Here is an 18,908-nt window from a genome sequence, read left to right on the forward strand (position 1 = left end):
CGGCAATGAAGTGGCGGTACAGCTCGGCTTCCGGGCCACCCTGGGCCAGGTACCAGCTACGGGCCGCCTGGGCGTTTTTCAGGGTTTCGAGGGTGCTGAAGGTTTTCGACGAGACGATGAACAGCGTAGTCTCGGCGGCCAGCTTGGCCGACAGTTCATGAAACTCACTGCCGTCGATGTTGGCCAGATAATGACAGCGAACGCCTTTCTGGGCGTAGGGCAGCAGCGCTTCGGAGACCAGCTCCGGGCCCAGGAACGAACCACCGATACCGATGTTCACCACGTCGGTGATCGGCTTCTCGGTGTAGCCGCGCCACAGGCCATCGTGAATGCGCACGACCAGCTCGGTGATCTGGTTCAGGACCTTGTGCACTTCCGGCATGATGTTCACGCCGCCGACATTCAGCTTGTCGCCTACCGGACGACGCAGCGCGGTGTGCAGCGCCGGGCGACCTTCGGAGGCGTTGAGAATCTCGCCGGCGAACAACGACTTGATCGCGTCCTGCAGGCCGACTTCATTGGCGAGCTGGACCAGCATGTCGCGAGTCTGGCAGGTGATCAGGTTCTTGGAGTAATCCAGGAACAAGCCGCAGCTGCTCAGGGAAAACTGATGGAAGCGTTGTGGGTCAGCCGCAAACGCTTCGCGCATGCTGAAGTCCTGCATGGCTTGGCGGTGTTGGCTCAGCGCCTTCCAGGCGGGCAGGGTGGTAACGTCATGAGGGGTTCGGTAATACGCCATCGCTGCAGGTTTCCTTATTGCGTGAACGGCTTTGGACACGTAAAGCCCGCCCGGGTTGCGCCGGGCGGGTTGCCTTGATCAGGCAACTTGAACTGGAATCGCGTTGCTGGTGTGGCTCAGCTCGTTGCCGGGCGCCATATACAGCATGCGGGGTTTGAAATTCAGCAGCTCAGCTTCGCTGTAATGCGCATAAGCGCAGATGATGACTCGGTCGCCAACCTTGGCTTTGTGCGCGGCGGCACCGTTGACCGAAATCATGCGGGATCCTTCTTCGCCACGAATGGCATAGGTGGTGAAACGCTCGCCGTTGTCGATGTTGTAAATCTGGATCTGTTCGTATTCGCGGATGCCTGAGAGGTCCAGCCATTCGCCGTCGATGGCGCAAGAGCCTTCGTAGTCGAGCACGGCGTGGGTAACTTCTGCGCGATGCAGCTTGGCCTTGAGCATGATGGCGTGCATGAATGTCTCCTCTGTCAGGTCCTCGTACAAGGGCTGGGAACCACCCGCAGCCCCGCGAGCCGCGGCAGTGTGCCCGAAGCGCAAACCCCGGGCAATATGGGCTCAGGCCTTGCTGTCGAGATTCAGATGCAGGTTGTCGATCAGGCGGGTGGCGCCCAGGTACGCGGCAACCAGAATTACCAGGTCGCGGTCATCGACCGTGGCTGGGCGCAGGGTCAGGGCGTTGCGAATCTCCAGATAGTCTGGGCGAAAGCCGACGGTGCTCAGTTGCTGGTTCGCGTTGGCGATCAGCGCGGAAAAATCACGATTACCGCTGACAATTGCCTCGGCAATCGCGCTCAACGAACGGTACAGGGCCGGGGCGATGGCGCGCTGCTCTTCGTTGAGGTAACCATTGCGCGAGGACAACGCCAGGCCGTCAGCGGCGCGTACGGTCGGCTCGCCGATGATTTGTACCGGCAGGTTCAAATCACGCACCAGGGCGCGAATCACAGCCAGTTGCTGGAAGTCTTTCTGGCCGAATACGGCGAGGTCCGGCTGCACCATGTTGAAAAGTTTGCTGACCACGGTCGCGACACCTTCAAAGTGGCCAGGTCGGCTGGCGCCACAAAGGCCTTCGGAGAGGTGCGGCACACTGACGCGCGTCTGCACGCCCATGCCGTCGGGATACATCTCATCGACGGTCGGGGCGAACAGCAGGTGGCAGCCGGCCTGCAGGAGCGTTTCCTGATCAGCGGCGAGTGTACGGGGATATTTGTCCAGATCTTCGCTCGGGCCGAACTGCAGTGGGTTGACGAAGATGCTGGCGACCACGAAGTCGGCACGCTGCGCGGCCTTGGTGACCAGCGCCGCATGGCCCCTGTGCAGGTTGCCCATGGTCGGCACGAAGCCGATACGTTTGCCTTCGCTACGCGCGCGCGCAACGGCTGCGCGCAGTTCGCGGACGGTCTTGACAGTGTTCATGCGCTGAATCCGTGCTCGGTTGCGGGGAAAGTGACGTCTTTGACTTCTTTGACATAGGCGCGCAGGGCGCCCTGGATGTCGGCCTGGCCGACCATGAAATTCTTCACGAATTTGGGTACGCGGCCGCTCAGGGACAGGCCGAGCATATCGTGCAGGACCAGTACCTGGCCGTCCGCAGCGCTCCCGGCACCGATACCGATCACGGGAATCTTCACCGCCTGGGCAATTTCGGCTGCCAGCTCGCTCGGCACGCATTCAAGCAACAACATGGCAGCGCCCGCCTGCTCAAGGGCGATGGCATCGGCACGCATCTGTCGGGCCTGGTTTTCCTGGCGACCTTGAACCTTGTAGCCACCAAGGATGTTCACCGCCTGAGGCGTCAGGCCCAAGTGCGCGCACACCGGGATACCGCGTTCGGCGAGCAGTCGGATGCTTTCACCCAGCCAGCCGGCGCCCTCGATCTTGACCATGTGCGCACCGGCCTGCATCAGCGTGGCGCTGTTGGCGAAGGTTTGCTCGGGGGTGGCGTAAGCCATGAACGGCAGGTCCGCGAGGATCAGCGCGCCTTGATTACCCCGTTTGACGCAGGCGACATGGTAGGCCATCTCGGCAGTGGTCACGGGTAGTGTGCTGTCGTGCCCCTGCAGGACCATGCCCAGGGAGTCGCCCACCAACAGCACTTCCACGCCGGCCTGGCTGGCTGCATGTGCGAAGGTCGCGTCATAGCAGGTCAGCATGGTTATTTTCTCACCCTTGAGTTTGAGGCTCTGCAAGGTGGTCAGGGTAATGTCAGGCATGAACTGTAATCCTCAGTCGGGCGCCGTGAAACGCCTGTGTTCACCACAGGTTCTTGGGTTTTCGGAACAGAGCGCCAGTGTTACCGGTGTCTTGAAAGCGACCTGCTCCGGCTCGGCCAGCGCCGTTTTGCGTCGGTTGAGAGCAACGGACGCCTATAGTCGTGAGGAGGGGGCCTGAAGTCAATTCCCTGTGTTACTGCATTGTTACCGGTGCGGTGTTACGCGCGTTACCGGCTCCAATGCAGGATTTACAGGCGCTCGAGTCCGATAAAAGGGCAATCGGCCAGCATCTCGTGCAGGTACCGGCCGTCGGCCAGTTGCAAGGCGTCAGGCGCCAGCTCGGCCAGGGGATAGAGAACGAAGGGGCGAAGCTGCATCTGATAGTGCGGGACCTTCAGCCTTAGCTCATCGATCAGCCGATCGCCAAACAGCAGGATATCTAGGTCCAGCGTGCGAGGGCCCCAGCGCTCGAGGCGCTCGCGGCCTTGGCCGTTCTCGATCGCTTGCAGAGCATCGAGCAGCTGCACGGGCTCAAGGCTGGTATCCAGTGCTGCGACCGCATTGGTGTAACGCGGCTGACCGGGCAACAGCGAATCGCTGACATAAAACGAGGACACGCCTGTCAGGCTGGACAAGGGCAACTGCTTCAAGGACTGCACTGCCGAGCGAAGTTGTTCCTCTGGATCGGCCAGATTGCTGCCCAGGCCGATGTAGGCGCGTTCGCTGATCATTCGCCTGATGCACTCGAAGAGTCGGTATCGCTACGCTTGCGTTTACTGCTGCTGCGCCGACGTTTGCGCGGTGCAGCGCCGGATTCGTCCTTGTTACCCAGCTCGCGGATCATGTCGCGGCGCTCGCTGTCGTTGCACTCCTGGTAATCCGTCCACCACTGGCCCAGATCACCGGTTTCCTCGCCAGCGGATTCGCGCAGCAGCAGGAAGTCGTAACCGGCGCGGAAGCGCGGGTGGTCCAGCAGCTGGTCAGCACGCTTGCCGCTGCGGCGCGGCAGGCGCTCCTGCATGTCCCAGATTTCGCGGATCGGCAGGGTGAAGCGTTTGGGAATGGCGATCCGCTGGCATTGCTCGCTGATCAGCTCGTGTGTGGCTTCCTGCATGGCTGGAATCGGCGGCATGCCACGGCTTTGCAGGCGCAGCGCGCGCTCAGGCAAGGCCGGCCACAGCAAAGCGGCAAACAGGAAGGCGGGTGTTACCGGCTTGCCCTGTTTAACGCGCAGGTCAGTGCTGATCAGCGCTTCGCTGATCAAGGTGTGCGTGTACGTCGGGTGGTGCTCCAGGGCTTGTGCGGTGGCCGGGAACAGCGGGTCGAAGAGTTGCAGGTCGACCAGCATCTCGAAGGTGTCGGCGGCATGTCCGGACAGGAACAGCTTCAAGACTTCCTCGAACAGGCGCGCGGCAGGAATATCGCGCAGCAGCGACGCCATTGGCTTGATCGGCAGGGTGGTGTGTTTCTCGATGCCGAAATCCAGCTTGGCGGCAAACCGCACGGCGCGCAGCATCCGCACCGGGTCTTCCTGGTAGCGCTGCTGAGGGTCGCCAATCAGGCGAATCAGGCGATTGCGGATATCGTGCACACCGTTGGCGTAGTCGAGAATGCGTTCGCTGACCGGATCGTAGTAAAGCGCATTGATGGTGAAATCGCGACGCTGGGCATCCTCTTCCAAGGTGCCATAGACGTTATCGCGCAGGATGCGTCCGCTTTCGTTGCGGGAAGAATGATGGCTGTTTTCCTCTTCTTCCTGCGGATGGTTGGCGCGGAAAGTGGCGACTTCGATGATTTCACGACCGAAATGGATGTGGACCAACTTGAAACGCCGGCCAATCACACGGGCATTGCGAAACTCTGCGCGGACCTGCTCGGGGGTGGCGCTGGTGGCGACGTCGAAGTCCTTGGGTGTGATGCCCAGCAGCATGTCGCGCACGCAACCGCCGACCAGGTAGGCTTGGTAGCCTGCGTTTTGCAGGCGTTCGACAATATTCACTGCATGACGACTGAACTGGCCACGATGCAGTGAGTGTTGGCCGCTATTGAGCACCTCGGGCGTGGTGCGATGTTGTGCACGACGCACAGGTGTACGGAACGACTGGAACAGCTTCTTCAGCATGGGATGCACTGTTTGAAGGAATGTTCGGCCAATAACGAAGAATGACCGCATGATGGGCGGGGATTCTAGCATTTAGTCGGCGAATGGTGTAGGACGCTGCGCAGGAGGGTGTCGCAGAGGGGGAGAAGGCAGAAACCACAAGGGGAGCCGAAGCTCCCCAAGAAGTAGTTGCATGCTCTATTTTTGTTTTTCTTGGGCTTCTTGTTTTTGTTTGAGCGCCCTTCCACAAAGCCTAAGCTTGTGGACGGTCTCCCTAACGGGAGTCAAGAGCAAACGGATTGCTTTGGTCGCTGTGTTGTAATGATCAATTGATCCAATCAGTGCGGGCCCTGCTTTAGCGCAGTTTTTTATCGTTCTCTGCCTGATTGTGGGGCAAGCCCCGAGTACAACGCCTCTCCAAAAGAATCAGTTAGCTGCGCCTCCGCCGTGTTGTTTTTATTGTGCGTGAGTCGATTCGTCTTATTTTTATTGTCTTGTGCATTGCTTGTTATTGTTCTTGTATCAAACATATAGCAGGAGCTGTGCCAACTTTTTAGAATCCTTTAAATACAAGGGCTTGCGTGTTTTCGGGGGTGGTCGCAAGGCAAAAAAAAGCCGGGGATTCGTTACCGTAAGCCCCGGCTTTTGTTACGTGATGTGGTTGAGGTAACAGTTTGCAACCAATAGCGCCTGTTACCGCTACGGTGCGCCCAAGTCGCTGAAACGACTCAGCTTTCGCTGGTGGCTCCGGTCTTTCGGCGTGGGATTCCCAAGCGTTGACGACGTTCCCACAAGCACTTGCGGCTCACCCCCAGTTTGCGGGCCAGCTCGGTTTCGGTCATGTGGTCCTGATGCTCGAGCACGAAATGCTGGAAGTAATCCTCCAGAGACAAGTCTTCGGTCGGCTCGTGGCTGGTGTTGTTGGCATTGGCGGCTTGCGACGGCAAGCCGGCAAAGGCGTCGTCATCGTCTTCCAGGTCGCTCAACTCAATGTCGATGCCCAGCAGCTCGGCCGAGATATCCGGGCTTTCGCACAGAATCACCGAGCGCTCCACAGCGTTCTCCAGCTCACGCACGTTACCCGGCCAGGAGTAATGACGGATGGCCTGCTCGGCATCGGCGGCGAAGCGAAGATCGGTGCGGCCCACACGGGCGCTTTGCCGTGCCAGGAAGGCGTTGGCGATCTCGTTGACGTCAGCGCCGCGTTCACGCAGGGCCGGCAGTTTCAGCGCGATCACGTGGAGGCGGTAATAAAGGTCTTCACGGAACTGACCGACCTTGGCCAGGCTCTTCAAGTCCCGGTGGGTGGCCGCGATCAGGCGCACGTCAACTTTTTGTGACTGGACCGAACCCACCCGGCGAATTTCGCCCTCCTGCAGTACCCGCAGCAGACGGGCCTGGGCTTCGAGGGGCAATTCACCGATTTCATCGAGAAACAGTGTACCGCCATCGGCTGCTTCAACCAGGCCGGCACGGCCGGCGCTGGCGCCGGTGAACGCGCCTTTCTCATGGCCGAACAGCTCAGATTCGATCAGGGTTTCGGGGATCGCTGCGCAGTTCACCGAAATCATCGGCGCCTTGGCACGTCGTGAAAGGTTGTGCAGCGCCCGAGCGACCAATTCCTTGCCGGTACCCGACTCGCCCTGAATCAGTACATTCGAGTCGGTCGGTGCGACTTTTCGAATTTTGCCGTACAGGTCTTGCATCGGTGGGCAGGAACCAATAATGCCGATCTCGCCATTGGCACTTTCGCCAGCGGATTTTTCGCTGGCGCCATTAACCTTGCCATTGCCGCGCTCGGCAGCAGCGGTAGCGGGCATGGATTGCCGGTCACGCAGGATACGCGCTACGGCCTGGAGCATCTCGTCGTGATCAAACGGTTTGGCGATGTAATCCACCGCGCCCATTTTCATCGAATCCACGGCTGAGCGCAGGCTGGCGTAGCTGGTCATGATTAATACCGGTGTGCCCTGGCCCAGCTTGATCAGCTCAGTGCCCGGGGCGCCAGGCAGGCGCAGGTCACTGACGATCAGATCGAATGTCGGGATGCTGAACCGATCCTGTGCTTCTTGTACCGAGCCGGCTTCGCTGACCTGGTACTGGTTGCGTTCGAGCAGTCGGCGCAAGGCTGAACGAATGATGGTTTCGTCTTCGACGATCAGAATATGCGGCATTGATTCAATTCTCTCGACGGTCTCAGTTCACAGCGGACGTCGCTACGACATGGCGTGGCAAGGTCACACGGATGCGCGTGCCACGCTGGCTCTGGGTATCGGCCGGGCTGTCGATGGTGATTTGTCCATAATGCTCTTCAACGATGGAATAGACCAGAGCGAGCCCCAGTCCGGTTCCTTCGCCCGGGTCCTTGGTCGTGAAGAACGGTTCGAATAGCCGGTCCATGATGTTTTTCGGAATACCGCTGCCTTCATCTTCGACGATCAAGTCGACGGTATGTTCGCTCGCTTCGCTCTTGACCCGCACTGCGGTACCGGCAGGTGAGGCGTCGCGGGCGTTGGACAGCAGGTTGATCAGTACCTGGGCCAGGCGCTGTGGGTCGCCTTCTACCCAATGGTCCGGGTCGCACAAGTTGAAGAACTGTACTTCGAAGTTGCGCCGGTTCAACGCCAGCAGACCAATGGCATCCTGAGCGACTTCGGCCAGGCAGACCGGCTCGTCATTGTGCTGGTGGCTGCCGGCGTGGGCAAAGCTCATCAGAGACTGGACGATACGCGAGACGCGTTTGGTCTGTTCGATGATCTGGCTGCTCAATTCGGTGATTTCGCCATCGTCTTCGCGCTCTTCGCGCAGGTTCTGCGCCAGGCAGGCAATGCCGGTAATGGGGTTGCCGATCTCGTGGGCCACGCCCGCGGCAAGGCGGCCGATACTGGCCAGACGTTCGGAGTGCACCAGCTTGTCTTCCAGCATCTGCGTCTCGGTGAGGTCTTCGACCAGTAACACCAGGCCGCTGTTACCCGGTGCGAGCGGCTCATCGATGGCTGCCTTGTGCAGGTTCAGCCAGCGGGTCTGGCCATCCAGGCCCAGGCGCTGCTTGTGCAAGTGCTCGTCCGGCACATTGATAAAGCCCAGCAGTAGCCCGCGCCACGGTTCGCCGATGGTGGTCAGGCGCGAGCCGACCACGTGCTTGGCAGCAATGCCGGTCAGCTCTTCCATGGCCTTGTTCCACATCAGGATTTCCTGGTCCTTGGCCAGTGAGCAGACGCCCATTGGCAGTTCCTGAAGGGTTTGGCGGTGGTAGCGGCGCAGGGCGTCGAGCTCGGCGGCGAGGCCTGTGAGGCGCGAGTGGTAGTCCTCGAGGCGGCTTTCGATGAAGTGGATGTCTTCGGTGACATAGTTGTCGCTGCCGGATTTGTACGGCAGAAAGGTTTCCACCATGTCCTGGGCAACGCTTGGGCCCATCAGGCCCGACAGGTTGGCCTCGATCCGGTCACGCAGGCGACGTAATGCATAAGGGCGGCGTTCATCGAAGGGCAGATACAAATCGCGCAGAGCCTGCTCGACTTCCTTTTGCGCGGCTTTCGCGCCCAGCGGCTTGGCCAGCTGAGTGGCGAACTCTTGTGGCGAGGCGGCGTGCAATTCCCGCCGCTGTGGGCGGCGCACGTTATCCACGGCGCAGGCCTCGGCGGCGCTGACCTCTTCCGGGCTGGCATTGGTGAACAGTGAAATCAGGGTAAACAGCAGGACGTTGGCCGCCAGCGAAGCGATGGCAGCCATGTGCCAGCTGGTATCGTCGAGCACGTAGATCATGTTCAGCAGCGGGATATAGAAGCCCTGCAGATTGCCCACCAGCGGCAACAACATGGTGATCATCCACACGCTGATCCCGGCCAGCAGGCCGGCGATGAAGCCACGACGATTGGCAGTCGGCCAATACAGGACCGAGAGCACACCCGGGAGAAATTGCAGGGTTGCCACGAAGGCGACGATACCCAGGTTGGCCAGGTCTTGCTGAGCACCGAGCAGCAGGTAGAAGCCGTAACCGGCCATGATGATGGCGACGATCAGGGCCCGGCGCGTCCATTTCAGCCAGCGATAGATATTGCCTTCGGCCGGCGGCTGGTACAGCGGCAGCACCAGGTGATTGAGTGCCATGCCGGACAACGCCAGGGTGGTCACGATAATCAAGCCGCTGGCGGCAGACAGACCGCCCACATACGCGAGCAACGCCAGTGATTTGCTGTTGGCAGCGATCCCCAGGCCCAGGGTGAAGTACTCGGGGCTGGTGGTCGCGCCCAATCGCAAGCCGGCCCAGAGAATCAGCGGCACCGCCAGGCTCATCAGCAACAGGAACAGCGGCAGGCCCCAGCTGGCGCTGACCAGCGAGCGCGGGTTGAGGTTTTCGGTAAACGCCATGTGGTACATGTGCGGCATCACGATCGCCGAGGCGAAGAACACCAGCAGCAGGGTGCGCCAAGGGCCTTCTTGCAGCGGCGTGTGCAGGGCGGCGAGGGCGGTCTGGTTCTGCAGCAGCCAGAGTTCCAGCTGATGCGGGCCGTCGAACACCCCATACAGGGCATACAGGCCGATGCCACCCAGGGCCAGGAGTTTGATGATGGATTCGAAGGCAATGGCGAACACCAGGCCTTCATGCTTTTCCCGGGTGGCGATGTGGCGCGAGCCGAAGAAAATGGTGAACAAGGTAATCAGCGCGCAGAAGCTCAAGGCGACCCGGTGTTGTACCGGCTCGCGGGTAAGAATGCTGATGGAGTCGGCCACCGCCTGGATTTGCAGTGCCAGCAGCGGCAGTACGCCAATCAGCATGAACACGGTGGTCAGGGCGCCGGCCCAGGTACTGCGGAAGCGGAATGCGATCAGGTCGGCCAGCGAGGAAAGCTGGTAGGTCCGGGTGATCTTCAGGATCGGGTACAAAAGCACGGGCGCCAACAGGAATGCGCCAGACACACCCAGGTAACAGGCCAGAAAGCCGTAGCCATACTGATAGGCCAGCCCGACCGTGCCATAGAAGGCCCAGGCGCTGGCGTAGACGCCCAGCGACAGGGTGTAGGTCAGTGGGTGGCGAATGATTGCCCGCGGGATCATCCCGCGTTCACTGATCCAGGCGACGCCGAACAGCACCAGCAGGTAGGCGGCGCTGATCAGGATCATCTGGGTCAGGCTAAAGCTCATCGGCATCACGTTGGCTCTGCAGGATAAAGGTCACGACGATCAGAATCAGCCAGAGCAAGTAGGGGCGATACCAGGCGCCTGTCGGCTCGATCCACCAATCCATGATGGCGGGAGAGAACAGGTATATCCCCACTACCAGGAGCAGGACCAATCGATAGATATACATACTGGCCTCGTGGTTAACCCGCTGCGTGCTTCGACTTATTATTGTGTGAATGCGCAAAAAAAGTGCGGCGATGGTAACGGATGGCAGTCTGACTGCAAACGGACTTTGACGGTTTGACGCAAAGAACTGAAAAGTCAGGGTTTTTTGCAGCCTTTAGTGCAGATCCGCTTCTGCAAGTGTCAGGCTGCGGCTGATCGTGCCCGCATCCCAGCGGGGTGTTGCCCAGTGCAGCAATTCGCTGGGCGTTGCCTGTTCCAGGCCGGGTTCGGTGCTCTGCCCAAGCGCCCGTAGGGCGCGCAGCAACAGCTGTGTTGCTTGTTCCGGTTGCAAGGGCGGCGATCGATAGGATTTGCCGAGCTTGTGCCCGTCGGGCTGAACAATCAGCGGTACATGCAGGTAGCGTGGCTGGGGCAGGCCCAACAGCTCCTGCAAGTACAGCTGGCGTGGCGTGGAATCCAGCAAGTCAGCGCCGCGCACGATGTCGGTAACCCCTTGCCAGGCATCGTCGAGCACAACGGCCAGTTGGTAGGCATATAGCCCGTCGCGCCGACGGATCACAAAATCGCCCACCTCTCGGCCCAGGTGCTGCTCGAAGCGGCCCTGGACACGGTCATCGAAGTGATAACTCAATTCTGGCACTCGCACGCGAATGGCGGCGTCGTGCAGGGGATGACAGGCATTGCGGCACCAGCCCGGATAAATACCCTGCGTGCCTTCCAGTTGCTTGCGCGAACAGGTGCATGCGTAGGCAAGCCCTTGTCTGAACAAGCGATCGATGATTTCGTCATAGGCATCGTGGCGCTGGCTTTGGTAGACGACTTCGCCATCCCATTGCAGGCCGTAGCGCTCCAGCGTATGCAGGATGGCGGCCTGAGCGCCCGGCGCTTCACGAGGGGGGTCGAGGTCCTCCATGCGCACCAGCCAGCGACCGCCAGCAGAGCGTGCGTCCAGCCAGGAGGCAAGGGCTGCCACTAACGATCCGAAATGCAGAAAACCACTGGGCGTCGGCGCGAAGCGGCCGGTATAGGCGGGGGTGTTCATCACAAGGCTTACACAAGAGCGCAAATGAAATGGGGCGCCTGAGCGCCCCATCGGGACAGGTCATTTGCCGACCTGTTTCTCCTTGATCTCGGCCAAGGATTTGCAATCGACGCACATGTCGGCGGTTGGGCGGGCTTCCAGGCGCTTGACACCAATCTCGACGCCGCAGCTGTCACACCAGCCGTACTCTTCGTCCTGAATCAGCTGCAAGGTCTTGTCGATCTTCTTGATCAACTTGCGCTCGCGGTCGCGGTTACGCAGCTCGAGGGCGAACTCTTCTTCCTGGCTGGCACGGTCCGCCGGGTCGGGGAAGTTGGCTGCCTCGTCCTTCATGTGATCCACAGTCTGGTCGACGCTTATCATCAGCTCCTGTTTCCAGTTGGCCAGGATCTTGATGAAGTGTTCCCGCATGGGCTTGCCCATGTACTCCTCACCTTTGGATTCAACGTAAGGTGCGACGCCGTGAGCAAGTTGACCGCTGTTTTTTTCGTTGGTGGGCATGAATGACCGCCTCTCACTTTACTGATCCATTGCGCAGGATGCTCCATCTCCGACACCCGTCGGCCCTGCGACTGCAAGCCGCCGAACTTACCAGATCGAATCGGGGTGCGCTACTCCTGGTGATCGGGGCCTGCGCATTAACGATGGACCGTGGCCTTGCTCGCCCGTTCGGGGTGATCGTTCGGTAGAATGCCAAGTTTACACCTATTTGAAGGAAGGCTAATGGCCCAGCCCTACAGTGCGCGCAGTCGCGCCATCGAGCCCTTTCACGTCATGGCCCTGCTGGCTCGCGCCAACGAGCTGCAGGCGGCCGGGCATGATGTGATCCACCTTGAAATCGGCGAACCGGACTTCACCACCGCGCCGCCGATCATCGCTGCCGGCCAGGCTGCACTGGCGTCCGGGCAGACCCGTTACACCGCCGCGCGTGGATTGCCAGCGCTGCGCCAGGCCATTTCAGGGTTCTACGACCAGCGTTATGGTTTGTCGATTGACCCCGAGCGCATTCTCATCACGCCGGGCGGTTCGGGTGCCTTGTTGCTGGCCAGCAGCCTGCTGGTCGACCCCGGCAAGCACTGGTTGCTGGCGGACCCTGGTTACCCGTGCAACCGGCACTTTTTGCGTCTGGTCGAAGGCGCTGCGCAATTGGTACCGGTCGGGCCAGATGTGCGTTATCAGCTGACGGCTGACTTGGTGGAGCGTTACTGGGATCAGGACACGGTCGGCGCACTGGTGGCGTCCCCCGCCAACCCCACGGGCACGCTGCTGTCGCGCGACGAGCTGGCCAGCCTGTCTTCGGCAATCAACGCTCGCAATGGCCACCTGGTGGTGGACGAGATTTACCATGGGTTGACCTACGGAACCGACGCCGCCAGCGTGCTGGAGGTCGACGATCAAGCCTTTGTGCTGAATAGTTTTTCCAAATACTTCGGAATGACCGGATGGCGGCTTGGCTGGTTGGTCGCTCCGCCACAAGCCGTGCCTGAGCTGGAGAAGCTGGCACAGAATCTCTACATCAGTGCCCCGAGCATGGCTCAGCATGCCGCGTTGGCCTGCTTTGAACCGGCTACGCTGGAGATTCTCGAGGAGCGTCGTGCCGAGTTTGGCCGGCGTCGGGACTTCCTGTTGCCGGCCTTGCGCGCGCTGGGATTCGGTATTGCCGTTGAGCCCGAAGGCGCCTTTTACCTGTATGCCGATATCAGCAAGTTCGGTGGTGATGCCTTTGCGTTTTGCCGGCACTTCCTCGAAACCGAGCACGTCGCCTTCACACCTGGGCTGGATTTTGGCCGGCACCAGGCTGGACATCACGTGCGTTTTGCCTACACCCAAAGCCTGCCGCGTCTGCAGGAAGCGGTGGAGCGGATCGGTCGCGGATTGCGGAGCTGGCAAGGCTGATGCTATTTCCCGTTCTCGAAGAAGCCCGTCTGCTGCGCCGTTACAAGCGATTTCTTGCCGATATTGAACTGCCTGGGGGTGAGCAGATGACGATTCACTGCCCCAACACCGGCTCGATGTTCAACTGCATGCGAGAAGGCGGCAAAATCTGGTTCAGTCGCTCCAACGACCCCAAGCGCAAGTTGCCTGGCACCTGGGAAGTCAGCGAAACCCCGCAGGGGCGCCTGGCCTGTGTGAACACTGGACGGGCGAATGCCGTGGTTGAGGAGGCGTTGCGGGTCGGCAAAATTCCTGAGCTCGCAGGCTTTTCCGCGCTCAAGCGAGAAGTCGCTTACGGAGCGGAGGGCAGCCGGGTGGACTTTCGCCTGGATTTCCCCACGGGCCCGGCCTATGTGGAGGTCAAAAGTGTAACCCTGGGTTTTGACGGTTCGCCGATCGCCGCGTTCCCCGATGCGGTGACCCAGCGCGGCGCCAAGCATTTGCGCGAATTGGCGACACTGGCCAGGCAAGGTGTTCGTGCCGTGCAGTTGTATTGCGTGAACCTGAGCGGTGTCGAGGGCGTGCGCCCGGCCGTGGAAATTGACCCGGCGTATGCCCAGGCGTTGCGCAGTGCAGCGGCAGAAGGTGTAGAGGTGTTGGCGTATGCCGTGCATCTGGATGCCGAGCAGATCTACATCGACCGCAAGCTTCCCGTGTTACTCGATCTCTGACCCATCCAGCCAGATTCCCTGACTGTCTTCCCGGCAGTTCAGGGCAATCAGCGAGTCCCCCGCACATGGGCCGGCCACGCACTCTCCCGACTCCATCAGAAACAGTGCGCCGTGCCGGGCGCATTGGATCAGGCTGGCGCTGTCATCCAGAAATCGATCAGGTTGCCACTCCAGCGTCACGCCGCGATGGGGGCAGCGATTGCGGTAGGCATAGACAATGCCGTGGCGCCGAACCAGCAGAAGGTCGATGGCTTGCCCATCGAAGTCCTGAACGTGGAATCCTCGGCTTTGCGCTTCGCCAAGTGCATCGGAACCACAGAGAAAGTGCATCTTTATTTACCTGCCGAAACACTGAGCGCGCTTGACGCATTGAGTGAGTGGGTCACTGAGCTGGGTGGAGAGGCCAAGCTTGTAGGTGTCGACACCACGAGTCAGCATCCTGAAAAACTCACCACATTACCCAGTATCGGCTACCAGCGACAGCTGTCCGCCGAGGGCATATTGAGCCTGCGTCCGGACATCCTGATAGGGACCGATGAAATGGGGCCGCCTCCGGTGTTGGCGCAAATTCGTGGCGCTGGCGTAAAGGTCGAGCAATTTTCCAGCGAGGCCAAGCTTGAAGCGTTGCGCGGTAATTTGCAGTACTTGGGGGCATTGTTGGGAGACGAAGCGCGAGCAACGCAGCGTTTTACGGACTACCAGCAACAATTGAGCGCGCAACAGCAGCGGGTCGAGCAGGCACGAGCCAAACAGAAAGCGCCGGGTGTGCTGTTGTTGCTCGGGCACAGTGGCTCCAAGCCGCTGGTCGCCGGTGTTGATACCGCCGCTGATTGGCTGTTGACCCGGGCCGGTGGCAGAAACCTGGCGACCAATACCGGCTACAAGAATTTTTCTCTTGAGGCGCTTGCCGCCCTCAACCCGGATGTCATTGTCTTTGCAGATCGCACGCTCAAGGGCGAGGCCGCCAGAGCCGCGTTGCTCAAGGAAAACCCGGCGCTGGCGTCGACCCGTGCGTTGCGTGAAGGGCGCCTGATCGAGCTGGACCCAACGCTGCTTGTGGGGGGACTGGGCCCGCGCTGCAAGCCGCCGACATAACCCATCTGGTGGGTCGTAACTACCTGGCCCTGTCCGGCGGCGAGCGTCAACGTGTGCATCTGGCCCGGGTGCTGGCACAACTCTGGCCGGGTGATGGCGAGCGCATCCTGTTGCTCGATGAGCCCACCTCGATGCTCGACCCACTGCATCAGCACACAACGTTGAAAACAGTGCGTGAGTTCGCCGACCGGGGCGCGGCCGTGCTGGTCATCCTCCATGATCTGAACCTTGCTGCGCGCTACTGCGACCGGACTCTGCTGCTGGAAGCCGGTCGCGCCCACGCACTCGACACGCCTTCGCAAGTGTTGCAGCCTGATTCACTCAAGGCCGTGTTCGGGCTCGATGTGCTGGTGCAACTCCACCCTGAACGTGGCCACCCGTTGATCATTGCGCGCTAGGAAGCTGCTCATGTCCAGACTGATTCTCAAGATGGCCTTGTTGATTTTGCTCTCTGGCTGTCAGACGCAGGCGCCACTGCCGCCCTGGCAGAGCCTGGAAGGGCGCAATGACGCTGAATTGGGAGTGATCCGAAACCTGGCAGATGGGCAGGCGTTGACACCTGATCAGTTGGTCAAGCGCTTGGCCGCGGCACCGTGGGTGTTGGTGGGTGAGCAGCATGACAACCCCGACCACCACGCCTTGCAGCTATGGCTGCTCAAGGCTCTTGAGCAACGACGAGCGCAGGGCAGCGTGTTGCTGGAAATGCTGACACCCTCGCAACAAGCCCGTGTCGACAAGCTCAAACAGCCGGATGCCGGTGTCAATCCGGAAGGTTTGCCGGCCGCGCTGGATTGGCAGGAGAGTTGGGATTGGGCGATGTATGGCCCCATCGTGAAGGAAGCCTTGGCGCAACCGTACCCACTGCTCGCGGCAAATCTGGATGACAGTGAAATCCGACAGATTTTCAAGCAGCCACCGACGCTGAAAGGTGAGCATTCAACGGCCGCACCGGTCAAGCAAGCGCTGCTGGAAGAGATTCGCCAGTCGCATTGCGGCTTGCTGCCTGAAGCTCATTTGCCAGCCATGCTGGCGGTTCAACAACAACGTGACCGACGTATCGCCGAGCGCCTCGCCGCTGCGCCTCAACCGGCATTGCTGTTGGCCGGCGGTTATCACGTTCGAAAGGATATCGGCGTTCCTGTGCATCTGTTCGACCTGGGCGCGGGTGGAGGGGGGCTGGTATTGATGTTTGCCCAGGTCGGTGGGGAAAAGGTCACGCCGCAGAGTGCGGATTTCGTATGGTATACGGCTGCGCTGCCTGAGCAGGACTACTGCGCCACTATGCGCAAGGGCGGCTAGGGCATTTATGACAGGCAAAAAAAGACCCGGCAAAACTGCCGGGTCAAAAACCGTGATTAGCCTGATGAGGAGATAATCTGAGAGTCCGAACCAAGGTCTTTCAGATATCGGCCAGTCTCGCGACCAGTTGTGATAATCATAACGATTATCATTTAGAAGTCAACACTCGTTTTTCGACTTCTTCAATCAATCAGTTTTTGTGCCGCGCCGAGATGGCGTCGAGCTGCTTGTTGAGGGCTTCCTTGCGTTCGGCCGGAATGTCGTTCCAGTGCACATCGAGCAGCGCGCCTTCAATCGCATAGAGCAGCACCTTCGAGGCCCGGAACCCTCGAGTACGAACGGCGCGGTAGGCATCCACAGCGCCCAGGCGACGCAAGTCCGAAGCGCTGTGTATCCCGACGGCATGCAGCCACTGCGCCGAAGTCTTGCCGAGATTTTTCAGGTGCTGAAGTTCATCGTTCATCAAGCCTCCTTGCGACGCCTGAACTCATGGGGATGCTCGTTTGTGCACAAGTCTTTGAGCAGTGTAGCGGCAGTTGGAAAATGCGCGGCGAATTGCCATCTAGGGCGACGATGAACTGCTGCTCAACCGGCCAAGGGCGTGGCTCGCGCCTTCCAGGCGAGTTGCGCGCAGGTCCAGTCCGCGAAAATCGCCACCGCAGTAATCAATCAGCCCCTGAGGGGGACGCTCCTGATTGAAAGTGGCAACGTTCTCGTTGTGCACGAGGGTATACAGCGCAGAATCGAGTTGTTTGGGCACGCTCATGATACGGCTCTTTCTTGTATGAGTGATATTTTAGTGCCATCACTCAGAAAGAGCCGGATCCCGGCTGTGAAGTGTCGACTGCTTCACGCCGTGGCGGTTTAAAGGCCTGGCAGGCGCTTGCGAATCTGTTCGACCAGTTCGTCCAGGCTGCCGCTGGTATTTGTTTCAACACGTTTCACGTGCAGCAGTTCGTCTGCCTCCAGCGCTTCCCGACCGGCTTGCTGCGCAGCAATGACTTCCAGGGTTGCATCGGACGGGTCCATGGCATCGCGTTGACGCTGTTGCAGCCAGCTTTCGATGACGGCTTGTGGCGCAGTGCAATCGAGGATAAGGAAAGGAACGCCGGTGGTTTCGGCTACTGTGGCGGCGGCCTGACGGTGTGCGTGCTTGAGGTAGGTTGCATCGATAACTACCGGGAAGCCTGCGTGCAGCACAACGTCGCTGATCTCGTGCAGACGCTTGTAGGTGGCATCGCTGGCATCGGCGTTGTAGATGCCGTCTTGCAGTTGGCCTTTTGCTTGCGCTGGCTGCTCACCGAACAGGCGCTTGCGTTCAACATCGGAACGCAGGCGAATCGCACCCAGCGCCTCGACCAGGCGCATCGCCACATGGCTTTTACCGACCGCCGACACGCCGTGGGTAATGGCCAGGAAGCGCGACGGAATGGCGCTGTAGCTTTCTGCCAGGGTGGCGTAGTTGCGGTACTGGCGCAGGGTGGTGGCGCGTTGCACCCCATCAGCGTCGGCAGGCATGCTGAACAGGGCGACCTTGGCCCGGACCAGCGCGCGATACGCCTTGTAGAAATTCAGCAGCTCAAGTCCTCGATAGTCACCGGTCAGCTCCAGGTACTGGCTGATAAAGCGCCGGGCCAGGCACTTCAGGCCACGGTCCTCAAGGTCCATGGCCAGGAAGGCAGCGTCGGCATAGACGTCGGTGAAGCGGAACGGCTCGTTGAATTCAATGCAGTCGAAAATCACCACCTTGCCATCGATCAGCGTGGCGTTCCCCAGGTGAATATCACCATGGCATTCGCGGATAAAGCCTTCGGCCTTGCGTTCGACCAGCAATTTTTCAAGGCGCTGAAAACTGCTTTGGGCCCAGGCTTGCAGGGCGTCGAGCTGTTGCAGATCGGCCTTGTCGGTCAGGAATGGCCGAATCTGCTCGAAGTTTTGCTCGACCGGTGCCATCACCGCCTTCGGCGTGCCTTGCTCGTGCGACTGCGGGACATGTGGGGCATCGAGGTGGAAGCGGGCGATCTGGCGGGCCATCTCATCGATATGCTCGCCATTGAGTTCGCCATTGGCTTGCAACGTGCTGAGCAATTGGCTCTGCGGGAACTGACGCATTTGCAGCACATGTTCAATGGCCTCGCCCTCACCACCCAGCACGGGGGCCTCGACGCTGCCGGTAATCGGCAAAACCTGCAGGTACAGGTCTTGGGTCAGGCGCTGGTTCAGGCGCAGCTCTTCTTTACAGAAATGCTCGCGCTGGGCCAGTTCGGTGAAATTCAGGAAGCCGAAATTGACTGGCTTTTTGATCTTGTACGCATAGGGGCCGGTGAGCAGCACCCAGGAGATATGCGTCTCAATGACCTGGAACCCTTCTACGGGGTGCGGGAAGAGGGCCGGGTTTTGCAGGGCAGAGATCAGGGCTTGGCTCACGGGTGATCCTTCAGGGACAAGTGATACGAGGGCGCCATTATGGCTGCTTGAACCATCTGTGCAAACCGCC

18 protein-coding genes and 2 pseudogenes are annotated in these 18,908 nt (G+C 60.1%); 5 read left to right on the forward strand and 15 right to left on the reverse strand.

Annotated features, from left to right (window positions below; all coding sequences use genetic code 11):
- From GUY40_RS25280 to dksA, 11 genes and pseudogenes are all read right to left on the reverse strand, one after another.
- A pseudogene (locus GUY40_RS25280) lies at nucleotides 1-739 on the reverse strand (glucose-6-phosphate isomerase); the annotation flags it as partial.
- A 78-nt stretch (nucleotides 740-817) separates the two neighbouring features.
- Nucleotides 818-1,198 (reverse strand): aspartate 1-decarboxylase, encoded by a 381-nt coding sequence (panD, locus tag GUY40_RS25285; protein WP_008153310.1) that lies wholly within the window; start codon nucleotides 1,196-1,198, stop codon nucleotides 818-820.
- Nucleotides 1,199-1,300: 102 nt separating this feature from the next.
- Nucleotides 1,301-2,161: a pantoate--beta-alanine ligase gene (panC, locus tag GUY40_RS25290; RefSeq protein ID WP_166571643.1), complete on the reverse strand. Its 861-nt coding sequence runs from the start codon at nucleotides 2,159-2,161 to the stop codon at nucleotides 1,301-1,303.
- The gene (gene panB / locus GUY40_RS25295; protein ID WP_166571644.1) at nucleotides 2,158-2,958 is read right to left on the reverse strand and encodes a 3-methyl-2-oxobutanoate hydroxymethyltransferase; all 801 of its coding nucleotides are present in this window, start codon (nucleotides 2,956-2,958) and stop codon (nucleotides 2,158-2,160) included. Before panB ends, panC begins: the two co-directional genes overlap by 4 nt.
- 248 nt (nucleotides 2,959-3,206) lie before the next feature.
- Nucleotides 3,207-3,689 (reverse strand): 2-amino-4-hydroxy-6-hydroxymethyldihydropteridine diphosphokinase, encoded by a 483-nt coding sequence (gene folK / locus GUY40_RS25300; RefSeq protein WP_166571645.1) that lies wholly within the window; start codon nucleotides 3,687-3,689, stop codon nucleotides 3,207-3,209.
- On the reverse strand, nucleotides 3,686-5,080 hold the full coding sequence (locus tag GUY40_RS25305) for a polynucleotide adenylyltransferase PcnB (protein ID WP_166571646.1): 1,395 nt from the start codon (nucleotides 5,078-5,080) through the stop codon (nucleotides 3,686-3,688). Before GUY40_RS25305 ends, folK begins: the two co-directional genes overlap by 4 nt.
- 707 nt (nucleotides 5,081-5,787) lie before the next feature.
- Nucleotides 5,788-7,233 carry a sigma-54 dependent transcriptional regulator gene (locus GUY40_RS25310; protein WP_166571647.1) on the reverse strand — a complete coding sequence of 482 codons (1,446 nt, stop codon included), beginning with the start codon at nucleotides 7,231-7,233 and terminating at the stop codon, nucleotides 5,788-5,790.
- A 22-nt stretch (nucleotides 7,234-7,255) separates the two neighbouring features.
- Nucleotides 7,256-10,210, reverse strand: a complete 2,955-nt coding sequence (locus tag GUY40_RS25315; RefSeq protein WP_166571648.1) for a sensor histidine kinase — start codon at nucleotides 10,208-10,210, stop codon at nucleotides 7,256-7,258.
- Nucleotides 10,194-10,370, reverse strand: a complete 177-nt coding sequence (locus GUY40_RS25320; RefSeq protein WP_003250005.1) for a hypothetical protein — start codon at nucleotides 10,368-10,370, stop codon at nucleotides 10,194-10,196. The genes GUY40_RS25315 and GUY40_RS25320 overlap by 17 nt, the downstream gene beginning before the upstream one ends.
- Nucleotides 10,371-10,523: 153 nt before the next feature.
- Nucleotides 10,524-11,411, reverse strand: coding sequence for a tRNA glutamyl-Q(34) synthetase GluQRS (gene gluQRS, locus GUY40_RS25325; protein ID WP_166571649.1), 888 nt, complete (start codon nucleotides 11,409-11,411; stop codon nucleotides 10,524-10,526).
- A 60-nt stretch (nucleotides 11,412-11,471) separates the two neighbouring features.
- Nucleotides 11,472-11,912, reverse strand: a complete 441-nt coding sequence (gene dksA, locus GUY40_RS25330) for an RNA polymerase-binding protein DksA (protein ID WP_166571650.1) — start codon at nucleotides 11,910-11,912, stop codon at nucleotides 11,472-11,474.
- 222 nt (nucleotides 11,913-12,134) lie between these two features.
- Between dksA and GUY40_RS25335 the strand changes: the two genes are divergently transcribed.
- Both GUY40_RS25335 and sfsA read left to right on the forward strand, forming a co-directional pair.
- Nucleotides 12,135-13,307: a pyridoxal phosphate-dependent aminotransferase gene (locus GUY40_RS25335; RefSeq protein WP_166571651.1), complete on the forward strand. Its 1,173-nt coding sequence runs from the start codon at nucleotides 12,135-12,137 to the stop codon at nucleotides 13,305-13,307.
- Nucleotides 13,307-14,017: a DNA/RNA nuclease SfsA gene (sfsA, locus tag GUY40_RS25340; RefSeq protein WP_166571652.1), complete on the forward strand. Its 711-nt coding sequence runs from the start codon at nucleotides 13,307-13,309 to the stop codon at nucleotides 14,015-14,017. The genes GUY40_RS25335 and sfsA overlap by 1 nt, the downstream gene beginning before the upstream one ends.
- On the opposite strand, the gene GUY40_RS25345 is transcribed toward sfsA, so the two are convergent.
- Nucleotides 14,003-14,347, reverse strand: a complete 345-nt coding sequence (locus tag GUY40_RS25345; protein WP_166571653.1) for a Rieske 2Fe-2S domain-containing protein — start codon at nucleotides 14,345-14,347, stop codon at nucleotides 14,003-14,005. The two genes, sfsA and GUY40_RS25345, sit on opposite strands and share 15 nt — an antisense overlap.
- Here GUY40_RS25345 and GUY40_RS25350 point away from each other — a divergent pair.
- From GUY40_RS25350 to GUY40_RS25360, 3 genes and pseudogenes are all read left to right on the forward strand, one after another.
- Nucleotides 14,342-15,112 carry a hemin ABC transporter substrate-binding protein gene (locus GUY40_RS25350; RefSeq protein WP_371924965.1) on the forward strand — a complete coding sequence of 257 codons (771 nt, stop codon included), beginning with the start codon at nucleotides 14,342-14,344 and terminating at the stop codon, nucleotides 15,110-15,112. The genes GUY40_RS25345 and GUY40_RS25350 overlap by 6 nt on opposite strands.
- Nucleotides 15,091-15,510: pseudogene (locus GUY40_RS25355) on the forward strand (ATP-binding cassette domain-containing protein); the annotation flags it as partial. The gene GUY40_RS25350 and the pseudogene GUY40_RS25355, both read left to right, overlap by 22 nt.
- 10 nt (nucleotides 15,511-15,520) lie before the next feature.
- Complete coding sequence (locus GUY40_RS25360; protein ID WP_166571654.1) at nucleotides 15,521-16,411, forward strand: ChaN family lipoprotein; 891 nt, start codon at nucleotides 15,521-15,523, stop codon at nucleotides 16,409-16,411.
- 190 nt (nucleotides 16,412-16,601) lie between these two features.
- Here GUY40_RS25360 and GUY40_RS25365 read toward each other — a convergent pair whose 3' ends face one another.
- The 3 genes from GUY40_RS25365 to GUY40_RS25375 all read right to left on the reverse strand — a co-directional run bounded on the left by GUY40_RS25365 (nucleotide 16,602) and on the right by GUY40_RS25375 (nucleotide 18,838).
- Entirely contained in the window at nucleotides 16,602-16,874 is a 273-nt protein-coding gene (locus tag GUY40_RS25365) for a TfoX/Sxy family protein (RefSeq protein ID WP_166571655.1), read from the reverse strand.
- Nucleotides 16,875-16,973: 99 nt separating this feature from the next.
- Nucleotides 16,974-17,177, reverse strand: coding sequence for a hypothetical protein (locus tag GUY40_RS25370; RefSeq protein WP_166571656.1), 204 nt, complete (start codon nucleotides 17,175-17,177; stop codon nucleotides 16,974-16,976).
- Between the two features lie 98 nt (nucleotides 17,178-17,275).
- A complete protein-coding gene (locus GUY40_RS25375; protein WP_166571657.1) occupies nucleotides 17,276-18,838 on the reverse strand; it encodes a bifunctional aminoglycoside phosphotransferase/ATP-binding protein in 1,563 nt (520 codons plus the stop codon).
- Nucleotides 18,839-18,908: the final 70 nt, after the last annotated feature.

The organism is Pseudomonas sp. R5(2019) (genome assembly GCF_009905435.1).
Classification (GTDB): Bacteria; Pseudomonadota; Gammaproteobacteria; order Pseudomonadales; family Pseudomonadaceae; genus Aquipseudomonas.